This is a genomic window from Bounagaea algeriensis (assembly GCF_054491375.1).
In genome coordinates, this window is the sequence record NZ_CM137102.1 from 1,508,859 (window position 1) to 1,521,805 (window position 12,947).

The 12,947-nt window shown below is 71.7% G+C and carries 12 protein-coding genes; 8 read left to right on the plus strand and 4 right to left on the minus strand.

The annotated features are described in order from the left end of the window. Positions 1 to 439: 439 nt before the first annotated feature. Positions 440 to 1,849 (minus strand): RNA polymerase sigma factor, encoded by a 1,410-nt coding sequence (locus ACVGV2_RS06875; protein ID WP_459165208.1) that lies wholly within the window; start codon positions 1,847 to 1,849, stop codon positions 440 to 442. A 335-nt stretch (positions 1,850 to 2,184) separates the two neighbouring features. After that, complete coding sequence (gene ppgK / locus ACVGV2_RS06880) at positions 2,185 to 2,940, minus strand: polyphosphate--glucose phosphotransferase (RefSeq protein ID WP_459165209.1); 756 nt, start codon at positions 2,938 to 2,940, stop codon at positions 2,185 to 2,187. A 76-nt stretch (positions 2,941 to 3,016) separates the two neighbouring features. Between ppgK and ACVGV2_RS06885 the strand changes: the two genes are divergently transcribed. Further along, on the plus strand, positions 3,017 to 3,847 hold the full coding sequence (locus ACVGV2_RS06885; protein WP_459165903.1) for an inositol monophosphatase family protein: 831 nt from the start codon (positions 3,017 to 3,019) through the stop codon (positions 3,845 to 3,847). 62 nt (positions 3,848 to 3,909) lie between these two features. Here ACVGV2_RS06885 and cei read toward each other — a convergent pair whose 3' ends face one another. Further along, positions 3,910 to 4,650, minus strand: a complete 741-nt coding sequence (cei, locus tag ACVGV2_RS06890; protein WP_459165210.1) for an envelope integrity protein Cei — start codon at positions 4,648 to 4,650, stop codon at positions 3,910 to 3,912. Positions 4,651 to 5,221: 571 nt separating this feature from the next. Between cei and ACVGV2_RS06895 the strand changes: the two genes are divergently transcribed. Then, positions 5,222 to 5,521: a DUF4193 domain-containing protein gene (locus ACVGV2_RS06895; protein WP_459165211.1), complete on the plus strand. Its 300-nt coding sequence runs from the start codon at positions 5,222 to 5,224 to the stop codon at positions 5,519 to 5,521. Positions 5,522 to 5,709: 188 nt separating this feature from the next. Here ACVGV2_RS06895 and ACVGV2_RS06900 read toward each other — a convergent pair whose 3' ends face one another. Next, positions 5,710 to 6,201, minus strand: coding sequence for a DUF3093 domain-containing protein (locus tag ACVGV2_RS06900; protein ID WP_459165212.1), 492 nt, complete (start codon positions 6,199 to 6,201; stop codon positions 5,710 to 5,712). 84 nt (positions 6,202 to 6,285) lie between these two features. Between ACVGV2_RS06900 and dut the strand changes: the two genes are divergently transcribed. The 6 genes from dut to dxs all read left to right on the plus strand — a co-directional run bounded on the left by dut (position 6,286) and on the right by dxs (position 12,941). After that, on the plus strand, positions 6,286 to 6,783 hold the full coding sequence (dut, locus tag ACVGV2_RS06905) for a dUTP diphosphatase (protein WP_459165213.1): 498 nt from the start codon (positions 6,286 to 6,288) through the stop codon (positions 6,781 to 6,783). A 1-nt stretch (position 6,784) separates the two neighbouring features. Next, complete coding sequence (locus ACVGV2_RS06910; protein WP_459165214.1) at positions 6,785 to 7,459, plus strand: DUF3710 domain-containing protein; 675 nt, start codon at positions 6,785 to 6,787, stop codon at positions 7,457 to 7,459. 82 nt (positions 7,460 to 7,541) lie between these two features. Further along, positions 7,542 to 8,180, plus strand: a complete 639-nt coding sequence (locus tag ACVGV2_RS06915; RefSeq protein ID WP_459165215.1) for a LysE family translocator — start codon at positions 7,542 to 7,544, stop codon at positions 8,178 to 8,180. A gap of 422 nt (positions 8,181 to 8,602) precedes the next feature. After that, positions 8,603 to 9,208: a DUF3159 domain-containing protein gene (locus tag ACVGV2_RS06920; protein ID WP_459165904.1), complete on the plus strand. Its 606-nt coding sequence runs from the start codon at positions 8,603 to 8,605 to the stop codon at positions 9,206 to 9,208. A 260-nt stretch (positions 9,209 to 9,468) separates the two neighbouring features. Continuing rightward, complete coding sequence (locus ACVGV2_RS06925; RefSeq protein ID WP_459165216.1) at positions 9,469 to 10,728, plus strand: class I SAM-dependent RNA methyltransferase; 1,260 nt, start codon at positions 9,469 to 9,471, stop codon at positions 10,726 to 10,728. 266 nt (positions 10,729 to 10,994) lie between these two features. Continuing rightward, complete coding sequence (dxs, locus tag ACVGV2_RS06930) at positions 10,995 to 12,941, plus strand: 1-deoxy-D-xylulose-5-phosphate synthase (protein ID WP_459165217.1); 1,947 nt, start codon at positions 10,995 to 10,997, stop codon at positions 12,939 to 12,941. Positions 12,942 to 12,947 lie beyond the last annotated feature (6 nt).

A 12,947-nucleotide genomic window follows, 5' to 3' on the forward strand; every position in this document is an offset into this window, starting at 1 on the left:
GCGTCAGTCTTCCCGAGCGGGGACGCGACAGTCGTCACGTCGTGCGGCCGAGTCGGCGAGGTTGACTACGAAATGTGCCAGAGCCGGGGGAAGGGGTTCGTGCGTGCTCGCCTGACCAGGTATTTCGCGGGTGCGGCCAGTGGGGCGCAGCACGCGGTGCTTACCGGCGAAACGGACGAAAGGTGTGCATCGCCACGGCGTGGAGAGCATGCCGTTCCGCTGCGGGCGAACACCGCTTGCCCGTCCGCGCCCACCACGTGGAACGCCGAGCGGCGCTCCGCAGGGCCTGCCGAGAGCGCACCGGGTGACACGACCGGCCCGGGTGCAACACGACGGAGCCGCCGCCCCAGCGGGGACGGCGGCTCCGCGAGAAGTCGTTGCAGCCCGACTCCAGGTCTCAATCCGGGGGGTCTCAATCCGGGGGTATCAGCCCGGGGCCTCAGTCCAGGTAGTCGCGCAGGACCTGGGACCTGGACGGATGCCGCAGCTTCGACATCGTCTTGGACTCGATCTGCCGGATGCGTTCCCGCGTCACACCGTAGACCTGCCCGATCTCGTCCAGGGTGCGCGGCTGACCGTCGGTCAGCCCGAAGCGCAGGCGCACCACGCCGGCTTCGCGTTCGGACAGGGTTTGCAGCACCGACTGCAGCTGGTCCTGCAGGAGGGTGAACGAGACCGCGTCCACCGCGACGACGGCCTCGGAGTCCTCGATGAAGTCGCCGAGCTGGCTGTCGCCCTCGTCGCCGATGGTCTGGTCCAGCGAGATGGGCTCCCGGGCGTACTGCTGGATCTCCAGCACCTTCTCCGGGCTGATGTCCATCTCCTTGGCGAGCTCCTCCGGGGTGGGCTCGCGGCCCAGGTCCTGCAGCAGCTCGCGCTGGATGCGGCCGAGCTTGTTGATGACCTCGACCATGTGCACCGGGATGCGGATGGTGCGGGCCTGGTCGGCCATGGCGCGCGTGATGGCCTGCCGGATCCACCAGGTGGCGTAGGTGGAGAACTTGTAGCCCTTGGTGTAGTCGAACTTCTCCACCGCGCGGATCAGGCCGAGGTTGCCTTCCTGGATCAGGTCCAAGAACGCCATGCCGCGGCCGGTGTAGCGCTTGGCGAGGCTGACCACGAGCCGGAGGTTGGCCTCCAGCAGGTGGTTCTTCGCGCGTTCGCCGTCCCGAACGATCCACCGCAGGTCCCGGCGGAACTGCGTGGCCAACTGCTCGCTGTTCTCCTGCGCCTGGCGGAGGCGTTCGGCGCCGTAGAGGCCGGCCTCGATGCGCTTGGCGAGCTCGACCTCCTCCTCGGCGTTGAGCAGGGCGACCTTGCCGATCTGCTTGAGGTAGGCCCGCACCGAGTCGGCGGAGGCAGTCAGCTCGGCGTCCTTGCGCGCCTGACGGAGAGCTTCCGACTCCTCCTCGTCCCAGACGAAGTCGGCGTCCTTGGCCTCGCCGTCCTCGCCCTCTTCCGGGACCGGTTCTTCGGGGATCTCCACGTCCGGCACTTCATCGGCCAAGTCGCCCACGTCCGGGGACGTCAGGTCGGCCTCGATCGGTTCGTCGATGCCGAGGCCGTCACCGTTGTCCGCCTCCTGGGAGGAGGACTGCGTCGACTTCGCGCCCTTCTTGGACGTCGACTTGCCGGAGGTGCTCTTGCGGCCCGAAGACGACTTCGCGCTGCTCGAACTCTTCGTCGTGCTCTTCCGCGTCGACGACTTCTTCGGCTCTTCCGCACCGGACTCCGCCGGCGCGGCGGTTCCGGAGGGGGCCGATTCTGTGTGAGCCGACTCAGCTGGGGCGCCGCCTTCGGTTTCTTCGGCGGAGCCGGAGCGTCGGGTTGCGGTTTCTGCGGCTGCCACGTACGCCCTTTCGCGACGGTCGATCGGGGCTGGCCTGAGGGCGCGTCACCTCGGCCGCCAAGGTCGGGAACTGCGGACCGCTCGTCCCGTGTCGCCCACGGAGAACCGCATCGGGATTTTCCCGATCGGGAGAACGACGCGGTCCTCGGCGGGGAACATCGGTTCAAACGGCTCGTGTTCCATTGTAACGACATCGCGTGAGTGCCGTTCCGCCGCAAGGCGGAGCGCGCCGCGATCGCCGCGTGCAGCGCCGCGAACAACGCCACGTGCCCTGCGGGTATTTCGCTGGGGATCGATTCGCTCGGAGGATGTCGATCTTCGCGCCGGGCCGGTCCTCAGATTCCCGCCGCGGCCGCGGTGGCGGCGCCGATGATGCCCGCGTCGTTGCGCAGTCCCGCGGCCACGACCGGGGTGCGGTTCTGCAGCAGCGGCACCCACTTGTGCGCCTTCTTGCTCACACCGCCGCCAGCGACGATGAGGTCCGGCCACACGAACCGCTCCAGGCTCTGCAGGTAGCGGTTCACGTGCGGCGCCCACTCCTGGTAGCTGAGGTCGAGGTTCTCCTTCACGGAGGCGGCGGCGACGTTCTCGGCGTCCTCGCCGTCCAGCTCGGTGTGTCCGAATTCGGTGTTGGGGATCAGGTGCCCGTCCATGAACAGGGCGCTGCCGATGCCGGTGCCGAACGTCAGCACGAGCACGAGCCCGCTGTGGCCCGCGGCGGCGCCGGAGCGCAGCTCCGCCATGCCGGCGGCGTCGGCGTCGTTGAGCACGACGACGTCCTCGCGGGACTTGCCGAGGCGCTCGGCGAACAGCCCCTGCGCGTCCGTGCCGATCCAGGCGTGGTCGACGTTGGCCGCGGTGAGCGCCGTGCCGTCCTTGACCACGCAGGGCAGCGTGATGCCGATCCGGTCCTGCCAACCGAACTTGTCGACGATCTCCGCGACCGCGTCCGCGACGGCCCCCGGTGTCGACGGCTGCGGCGTGGAGACGCGCATGCGCTCCTCGGCGAGTTCACCGCCGTCGATGTCCACTGGGCACCCCTTGATGCCCGATCCGCCGACGTCGACGCCGAAACCACAAGCAGTGCCCATGGCTGATCCTTTCCAATTCGATTCAGACCGAGCTGTGCAGACTTTAACCGCCCTGTGGTGCGATGTGTACGTGGGTGTGTACGTGGGATTGCCGAACGAGAGCGACGTGGAAGCATTGCGCACCGCAGCGGTCCGGATCGCCCGGGAAGCGGGGGACTTGGCGCGCACGGTGCGGGCGGAAGCTGTGTCCGATGGTGCCGTGGACACCAAGAGCACCGAAACCGATGTCGTCACCGCAGGCGACAGGGCGGTGGAGCGGCTCGTGCGGGACCGCGTGGCCCAGTCGCGCCCCGGCGAGTCGGTGCTCGGCGAGGAGGAAGGGGGCGAACGTTCCCCCGACGGCCTGCGCTGGGTGGTGGACCCGATCGACGGCACGGTGAACTACCTGTACGGCTACCCGTGGTACGCGGTGTCGCTGGCGGCCCAGCAGGGTGGCACGTCGGTGGCGGGGGCCGTGGTGGAACCCGCCAGCGGTCGGGTGTGGAGCGCCGGGCTCGGGCAGGGCGCCTTCCTGGACGGCCAGCCGCTGCGGGCGGCCGCGACCGAGCGGCTGGACCTGGCTCTGGTGGGCACCGGCTTCGCCTACGTGCAGCAGCGCCGTTCCGCGCAGGCCGAGGTGGTCCGCCACCTGCTGCCGCAGGTGCGTGACATCCGCCGCAACGGAGCGGCCTCGCTCGACCTGTGCGCCGTCGCGGCGGGCTGGATGGACGCCTACTACGAGGTCGGGCTCAACCGCTGGGACTGGGCGGCGGGTGCGCTCATCGCCGCCGAGGCGGGTGCGCACGTGCGCCTGCCCGGGCACGAGCACGGCGACGGTCTCGGTCCGGAGGCGATCGTGTGCGCCTGCCCGGGCATCGCTGGGCAACTGGCCGACGCGCTCGTGCGGCTCGACGCGGCGCGCGTGTGATCGTCCCGCGCCCGCTCGCCGCGGATGGGTGAGCGGGCGCGGTCGGCGCGGGCCGCGGCCGTTCAGCAGTGCACGTCGCGCGCCTTTTCCAGCAGTTCGGGGTCGATGCGGGGCGGATCGCCGCCGTGCTCGCTCGGCACCCAGTTCTGCAGTTCCTGCAGGACCTGCTTGCCCTGCTGGGTCGTTTGCACGTCGTCGAACTCCGAGCCCAGGGCGAATTCGACGCGCCCGTCGGAGCGCTCGGTGCGCACCAGCTGGGCGCAGGGCACGACCAGGCTCAGCGTGCGGGCGGCCCGCTCGCCGCCCTCGCCGTAGCGGATCTGCCCGTGGCACGTGAGGTTGTACTCCGGGTAGACCGGGTCGTCACCGGGCTGTCCCCACGTGTCGAATCCGAGCGTGGTGAGCTGGTCGGTGACCAGCGAGGCCTGCTGGCTCTCCCCGTTGCCGTTGAGCACGCGCAGCTGCCCCTCCCCCGGGGGCAGGGGAGTGGTGCGGTCGAGCGCCTCCCGCGGCATCATCGTGCCCAGCCCCGGGACCTGCTGCTTCGTGCCCGCTTCCGCCGCGTGCGCGACGGCGCCGCTCTGGGCGCGGCCCTCGGCCTGCTGGTCGGAGGGGGGCTCACCGGACAGGTTCGGAGCGTTGCACTGCGTGGCCTGGTCGATGTTCTCCACCGACTCGAACACCCTGGTCCACAAGAACCCGGCCAGTACCGCGAGCACGGCGAGCAGCACCAGTCCGGGCAGTGGACGGCGGCGCCGGTAGCGGGGGCCCCGCTGGCCCCATTTCGAGCTCACGGCAGACACGTCCCGCCCCTCCCTGTCGCCTGGCAACCCGTCAACGGATGCGCCATCCGCACTCCTCAGCCTAGGTGGTCGGACGCGTCCGTGCGGAGTGGGCGAGCGGGTTGTGGCCGGAACGATGCCGAGCCGTCGCCGGCGGGTGAGCACGGCTTTCGAAGTTCGTGCGCCTTGCCGGAATCCTCGGCCTCCGACGTGCGTTGCTGCTGGGAGCAACATCCCGCTCGGCAGCGGCCGGAGGGGCCGGCGGGAGTGGGGACGATCACGGCAGTGACATGCCCCCTCCGGCGTGTCGCGGGTGCGGCCGAGGCCGTCGGTGCGCTCTCGCGCGGCGCCCAGCTCAGCGGGCCTGCACCGGCATCACACGCTTCGGTGACCAACCACGTGTTCAGGAGGTCTATGAGCTACCCTCGCCGCGCCTGGAGGGCGTGCCGGGAGGGAACACGTTGATCCGGGATGTCCGAGGCCGGTGCTGGAGAGACCACGATCACGCGATCGTCGGGCACAAATTCGGACCCCCGAACGTTGACCAGCGGCACACCATTGCAAGCTTCACTGAACGCAGGGGTGAATCACGATGGCGACCGACTACGACGCTCCGCGCCGCGAGTCCGACGACCTCGCGGAGGACTCGTTGGAGGAACTCAAGGGGCGGCGCAACGACGCGCAATCCGGCGTCGTCGACGAGGACGAGGGCGCGATCGCGGAGAACTTCGAGCTGCCGGGTGCGGATCTCTCCGGCGAGGAGATGACCGTCAAGGTCCTGCCGAAGCAAACCGACGAGTTCACGTGCACGCGCTGCTTCCTCGTGCACCACCGCAGTCGGCTGGCGGAGGAGCGCAACGGGCAGCTCGTCTGCCGGGACTGTGCCGCCTGACCGCTCGTCGCGACCCTGACCGGATTCAGGTGCGGCGGGAATGGTTGTGCGGACACGCCGGATACGACCGCGCGGGCGCGGGTGGCGTCCGCTTCGGACTGGGCACACGTGGCGAGCGTGTGCCCAGTCGTGTGTCGCACCCGCTCGCGTGCCGGCTTCGCCGGCGGAGCGGGCGCGGAGCCGCCCGGTCAACCGGGCGCTGATCCTGCGCGGACGGCCTCGGTCAGCTGCTCGGGCCGACGGGTGCTGATGACCCAGTACGGGGTCGGGTCCTCGGGGTCGTCCAGCCACACGCGGACCATCTCGCGCACCCAGGGGCGGTGCACGACGAAAGCGGACGGGTCGAGGTCGGGGCCGAGCGAGCGGCGCTTCTCCGCTGGCGGGACCGGTTCCACGTCCTCGATGTAGCGCAGCGGCAGGTGCGCGTCGCCGACCCGGAGCTCGCCGTCGCGCAGCTCGACCCGCGTGCGGCCGAGCCACAGCAGGACGCCCACGGCGCAGGGCACGAGGACGAGGTAGGGCAGCCAGGCGCGCACGCCCGGATAGCCCATGTGCACTTCCGCGGCCAGCAGCACGGCCATGGCCAGCGGAAGTGGCCACGTCCACCACGACGCGTACAGGCGCTCGCTGTAGGTGGCGCTGTAGGTGGTGTGCGCCACCGGTTCGTTGCTTGATGTCACTGTTCGTCCCTGTTCGGGTGAGTCCGCGACGGTGGGACCTGCATCTGCGCTTTCCGGCACGTGTTCAGGGTAGTCTCGCCGACCGTGTCCGATGTGAAGGTCCTGCTGACGAGACTCAGCCCAGACGTCCCCGTACCGAGCTATGCTCGCACCGGTGATGCGGGCGCCGACCTGGCCACCACGCGGGACGTGGTGCTGCAGCCGGGGGAGCGCGCCGTGGTCGGCACCGGCATCGCGCTGGCCCTGCCGGAAGGATATGCCGGGTTCGTGCACCCCCGCTCCGGATTGGCGGCGCGCGCCGGTTTGGGAATCGTTAACGCGCCTGGCACGGTGGATGCCGGTTACCGCGGTGAGGTGCAGGTGTGCTTGATCAACCACGACCCCGCGGAGCCGGTCACGATCGCGCGCGGTGAACGCATCGCACAGCTGGTGGTGCAACGGGTCGAACGAGCCGTGTTCGAGGAAGTCGCCGAGTTGCCGGAGTCGCAGCGCGGAGCCGGCGGTTACGGTTCGACAGGCGGACACGCGGCGCTGGCGGTGTCCGGAGGCGAAACCGGGGCGCGGCACAGGACGGAGGTCTGAGATGTTCGGTTTTGGCCGTCGACGTCGGCAGGACGACGAGGCCGAAGCGGAAGCCGGTGCGCCGGCGGAGGAGTCGGAAGAGCTCGTCGAAGGCGGCCCCTTCGACGTCGACGAGGCCCCCGACGACGACGTCGAGCGGCTGGACCTCGGGTCGGTGCGCCTGCCCGTGCCGGAGGGCGGCCAACTCCAGGTCGAGGTCGATCCGGCGGGGCCGGTGCGCGCGGTGCACATGGTCACCTCGGCGGGTCGGCTGACCGTCAGCGCCTTCGCGGCCCCGCGCAGCGGCGGGCTCTGGCCGGACGTGAGCTCCGAGCTCGCCGATCAGCTGCGCAAGGACGGTGCGACGGTGCGCACGGAGCGCGGCGACTGGGGGTTGGAACTCTCCGCCGACACGCCGAAGGCGACCTTGCGGTTCGTGGGGGTGGACGGTCCGCGCTGGCTGGTGCGCGGGGTCGCGGCAGGGCCCGCCGAGCAGGCCGACGAGTGCGCCAAGCAGCTGTACGCGGTGCTCGACGACACCGTCGTCGTGCGCGGTGAGGACCCGCTTCCCGTGCGCACCCCGCTGCCCATCGAGCTGCCGGAGTCGATCCGGCAGCACATCGAGCAGGCGCAGGGCCAGCAGCAGGATCAACAATCCCCCGCGGCGGCAGGTGGGCCCACCGTGCCGCAGGGCTGACCGCGCCGCGGGGCTGACGGCGCCGCGGGGCGGATCGGCACCGGGTGGATCGCCGCCGGGTGCGTTCCCTAAGCTGCTCGCTGTGCCGACGGCGACGGAATGGTGGGTGTACCTCGGGGCGGTGGTGCTGATCGCCATCGCCCCCGGCCCCGGACTGCTGTACGTGCTCGCGCGCAGCCTGCGCGGCGGGCGGCGCGAAGGGATCCGCTCGGCCCTGGGCAACGGCTGCGGCGCTTCGGTGCACGTGGTGGCCGCCGCGCTCGGGCTCTCCGCGGTGCTGGCGGCCTCTGCCGTGGCCTTCACCGTCGTGAAGTTCGCCGGGGCGGCCTACCTCGTCTGGCTCGGGGTGCGGGCGCTGTGGGAGTTGCGCCGTTCGGCCGCGCAGCCGCAGGGGGCGGGGCAGCGGACGGAGCGGTCGGCCGTGCTGCAGGGCTTCATCGCCGAGATGCTCAACCCGAAAACGGCGATGTTCTTCCTCGCGTTCATCCCGCAGTTCGTCCACCCGGAGCGCGGTTCGACGGTGCCGGCGTTCTTCGCGCTGGGCACGGTGTTCGTGGTGTGCGCCTCGCTCGCCGATGTCGTGCTGGCGCTGCTCGCGGGCCCGGTGGCGAGCTGGATCGCGCGCCACCCGCGCTGGTGGCGGCGGCAGCAGATGGCCAGCGGCCTCACCCTGATCGGACTGGGCGGGGCGGTTGCGGCGACCCAGCGCGCGGTCGCGTGAACGTGGGCGCATCGGTGATGCCGCGGGACGAGCAGCGCGGCGCGTGATCGCGGGCTTGCCCGACCCCTCGGCCGGGTGATCGACGTGGACTGCCCGCTCGGGGGTGCGGCTACCCCGCGTAGGCCGTTTACGCTGGAAGCACGAGCTCGTCCGGAACCGGTTCCGGCGGCTCGCGGCAGAGACCCCAGTGAGACCCCAGTGGACGACACCGCGAGGAACGGCGCCGCAGCGGGTGGTGCCGCGCCTCCTTTCGAGGTCACGCGGGCCGGACATGTTCGCCGGAGGACAACGACGTGGAACCAGAGCACGCGCGCGCGGCGCACGAGCCGGAGGACGGCGGCGGTCCCGCCGCGCGCGCGTCCGCGACGCAGGGCGGTGACGAGTCCGGTCGGCGCGATCCGGAGCAGACCCTGCTCGAGCAGATGGGCGGCGTGGCCGGGCTCGCCTACTCCGCCGTCCCGATCGTCGCGTTCGTCGGGATCAACTCGATCGCCGGGCTGATGCCGGCGATCTGGGGTGCGCTCGGCATCGCGGTGCTCATCGCCGTGGTGCGCCTGGTGCGCCGGGAACCGGTGCAGCCGGCGATCTCCGGTGTGCTGGGTGTGGCGGTGTGCTCGTTCATCGCCTACCGCTCGGGTGATGCCAAGGGCTTCTTCCTGCTCGGGATCTGGACCAGCCTCATCTACGGTGCGGTGTTCCTCGCCTCGGTGGTGGTGCGGTGGCCGCTCGTCGGTGTGGCGTGGTCGCTGCTCAACGGCCAGCGCAACACCTGGCGGCAACACCGCTCGGCGCTGCACGGCTACGACATCGCCACCCTGGCCTGGGTCGCCGTGTTCGGCGCGAAGTACGTCGTGCAGGAGTGGCTCTACGACACCGACCAGACCGGGTGGCTCGCGTTCGCCCGGATCGCGATGGGCTATCCGCTCACCGGCCTGGCCCTGCTCGTGACCGTGTGGGCGATCCGTCGCGCGGGCAAGGAGCTCCAGGACGCCGCGGACGGCAGCCCGGTGACGGGGCCCGCGCGCTGATCCGGATCGCGCACGACCGGTTGCTGCACCGTCGCCGGTACCGGTCCGTACGCTGAAGGCGCAGCCCGCGGCGAACTCCCGCGGCGCCGAGCCCGCTCGGCGCGCGGACGGTACCGGCGACGCCACGCGCACGCCTGCGCGACGTCCCGGTGGCGCAGCGACGTCCCGGTGGCGCAGCGACGTACCGGACCTCGGGACGTGTGCGGGTGGACATGTGGACGGGCAGCGCGGCGCTGCGCGGCGAGTGGAGGAGCAGCAGGTTGAGTGAACAAGCGGCGGCGAAGCGGACCCGGCCGAACTGGACCGGTCAGCGGTTCGTCGTGGACGTGGGGCAGGTGGCCCACGGCGGGCACTGCGTCGCCCGGCACGAGGGGCGCGTCGTGTTCGTGCGCCACGCCCTGCCCGGCGAGACAGTGGTCGCGGAGGTGACCGAGGACCACGGCGGCTCCTTCTGCCGCGCCGACGCCGTGGAGGTGCGGGTCGCCGCCGAAGGCCGGGTGACACCGCCCTGCCCGCTGGCCGACATCTCCCGCGGCCCGGACCGCTGCGGCGGCTGCGACTGGCAGCACGCCGCACCGGACACGCAGCGCGAACTGAAAGCCGCCGTCGTGCGCGAGCAGCTCGAGCGCATCGCCGGCCTGAGCTGGCCGGTGGAGGTGCAGCAGCTGCCCGGCGGGCCGCTGCGGTGGCGCAACCGCATGCGGCTGGCCGTCGACGGGGCGGGCAACGCCGGTTTCCGGGCGCACCGCAGCCACCGCATCATCCCGATCGAGGACTGCCCGATCACCGCCGTCGACGCCGTGTCCGCGGTGACGAGCCGCCGCTGGCGCCCGGGCGCCGAACTGAACGCGGCGCAGGACGCCAGCGGCGAGGTGCACGTGAGCGCGACCGACAGCAAACCCCGGCGGCAGCGCGGTCGGCGCGCGGACCCCGTGGTCCGTCAGGTGCGCGGCAGCGGCATCGCCCGCGAGTACGCCGAGGGGCGGACGTTCCACGTGCAGGCCGACGGCTTCTGGCAGGTGCACGTGTCCGCGGCCGAGACGTTCGCGGCGACCGTGCGCCGGTTCGCCCGGGCATCGCCCGGGGCGGCCGCCTGGGACCTCTACGGCGGCGCGGGCCTGTTCGCGGCGGGGCTCGCCGAGCAGGTCGGCTCGCGGGGAGAGGTGCTGCTGGTCGAGTCCTCCCGGCGGGCCGTGGCGGACGCGACGGCGAACCTGGCCGATCTGCCGCAGGTGCAGTGCCGAGCCGGCAAGGTGGAGCGGGTGCTGGGTGACGAAGACCTCCCCGCCCCCGAGGTGGTCGTGCTCGACCCGCCGCGCAAGGGTGCGGGCAAGGACGTCGTCACCGCGGTCGCGGCGCGCGAACCCGCGCGGGTGGTGCACGTGGCGTGCGATCCGGCGATGCTGGCGCGCGACGTGAGCCTGTTCGCCGAGCACGGTTACCGGCTGGCCGAGCTGGAGGTCTTCGACGCCTTCCCCATGACGCACCACATCGAGTGCATCGCCCTGTTGCAGCGCTGACGTGCGGATGACCTGCGCTGACGCAGTGCGGCACGGTGGCGTGGGCAGCCGTGTGCGACGACTGGGTGCGTTCCTCCGGCGGTCCCCGCACCATGGCGGCAGCCCGCACGGCGGGTCCGCGAGCTCCCGGCCCGCCCGTAGACTGGGCTCCGCCGAGGGCCGGAGGGGGCCGCGAGGACCGGCTGCCCGGTGCGCGGATGGCACTCCACGTGGCAGGACAAACCCCGATCCGGTACGACCCGGAACGAGACAAGCGAGGTGGCGCGGTGACACTGCTGGGGTCCGTACACAGTCCGGCTGATCTCAAGAAGCTTCAGCAGGACGAACTGGCACAGCTGGTCGACGAAATCCGCTCGTTCCTGATCGACAAGGTCTCGCGCACCGGCGGACATCTCGGCCCGAACCTCGGCGCGATCGAGCTGACGCTGGCGGTGCACCGGGTGTTCGAATCGCCCAGCGACCGCGTCGTGTTCGACACCGGGCACCAGTCGTACGTGCACAAGATGCTCACCGGCCGGCAGGAGGGCTTCGACCGCCTGCGCAAGCGCGGCGGGCTGGCGGGCTACCCGGAGCGGGCGGAGAGCGAGCACGACTTCGTGCAGAACAGCCACGCCTCCACAGCGCTGTCCTACGCCGACGGGCTCGCCCGCGCGATCCAGCTCAACGGCGAGCAGCAGCACGTGTGCGCGATCGTCGGCGACGGCGCGCTGACCGGCGGCATGTGCTGGGAAGCGCTGAACAACATCGCCGCTGATCCGGAACGCCCGGTCGTGATCATCGTCAACGACAACGGTCGCTCCTACGCACCGACGATCGGCGGCGTGGCCGAGCACCTGGCCGCGTTGCGGCTGAACCCCAGCTACGAGCGGGCGCTGCAGAACGGGCGCCGCACGCTGCGCAACCTGCCGGTGGTGGGCCGGTCGCTGTACACCGGGCTGCACGCGGCCAAGAGCGGTTTGAAGGACGCCCTCAGCCCGCAGGTGATGTTCTCCGACCTGGGCATCAAGTACCTCGGCCCGGTCGACGGGCATGACCTGCGGGCGCTGGAGCACGCCCTGGGCATGGCCCGCTCGTACGGCGGGCCGGTGATCGTGCACGCCGTCACTCGCAAGGGCAACGGCTTCGCCCCGGCCGAGAACGACGAGGCCGAGCAGATGCACCAGGTCAAGACGATCAACCCGGAGACCGGTGCGCCGACGAAACCCGCGGGCACCTCGTGGACGGACGTGTACTCGGACGAGCTCGTCCGCCTCGGCGGGCAGCGTCGGGACTTGGTCGCGATGACCGCGGCGATGCTCGGCCCGACGGGGCTGACGAAGTTCCAGGACGCCTACCCGGACCGCTGCATCGACGTGGGCATCGCCGAGCAGCACGCGATGACTTCGGCGGCGGGCATGGCGATGGGCGGCATGCACCCGGTGTTCGCCGTCTACTCCACGTTCCTCAACCGCGCTTTCGACCAGCTGCTGCTGGACGTGGCGCTGCACCGGCAGCCGGTGACCATCACCCTCGACCGCTCCGGGATCACCGGTGACGACGGGCCCAGCCACAACGGCATGTGGGACCTGTCGGTCCTCGGGATCGTGCCCGGGCTGCGCGTGGCGGCGCCGCGGGACGCGGGCACGTTGCGCGAGGAGCTCGGCGAGGCCGTGCAGGTCGACGACGGTCCGACCGTGCTGCGATTCCCCAAGGGGTCGGTCATCGACGAGGTCGCGGCGGTCGAGCGGATCGACGGTGTCGACGTGCTGCACCGCGGCGACGACGACCGGCAGGACGTGCTGCTCGTGGCCGTCGGGGCTTTCGGCGGGCTCGCCGTGGCGGCCGCCTCGCGGCTGGCCGCGCAGGGCATCGGCGTCACCGTGGTCGACCCGCGGTGGGTCTACCCGGTTCCGCGGACGATCGTCGAGCAGGCCGCGCGGCACCGCCTCGTGGTCAGCCTCGAGGACAGCGGCCGGCACGGCGGGTTCGGCTCGGCGCTGGCCACGGCCATGCGCGATGCCGACGTCGAGGTGCCGCTGCGGGACCTCGCCGTGCCCAGCGCGTTCCCGGAGCTGGGCTCGCGCGACGAGGTGCTGGCCGACTGCGGCCTGACCGAGCAGGACGTGGCTCGGCGCATCACCGAATGGGTCGCCGACCGGGTGGAGCCCCAGGACGAGGTGCCGGCGCTGCCGGTGACCGTGGAGGGCGAGCAGTCGGGCACGGCCGCGAGCTGACCGCGC

Coding starts and splice junctions, on each gene's coding strand:
- ppgK (WP_459165209.1), bottom strand. CDS start 2,940: ATGGGCACTGCTTGTGGTTTCGGCGTCGACGTCGGCGGATCGGGCATC.
- ACVGV2_RS06895 (WP_459165211.1), top strand. CDS start 5,222: ATGGCGACCGACTACGACGCTCCGCGCCGCGAGTCCGACGACCTCGCG.
- ACVGV2_RS06910 (WP_459165214.1), top strand. CDS start 6,785: ATGTTCGGTTTTGGCCGTCGACGTCGGCAGGACGACGAGGCCGAAGCG.
- ACVGV2_RS06920 (WP_459165904.1), top strand. CDS start 8,603: ATGGGCGGCGTGGCCGGGCTCGCCTACTCCGCCGTCCCGATCGTCGCG.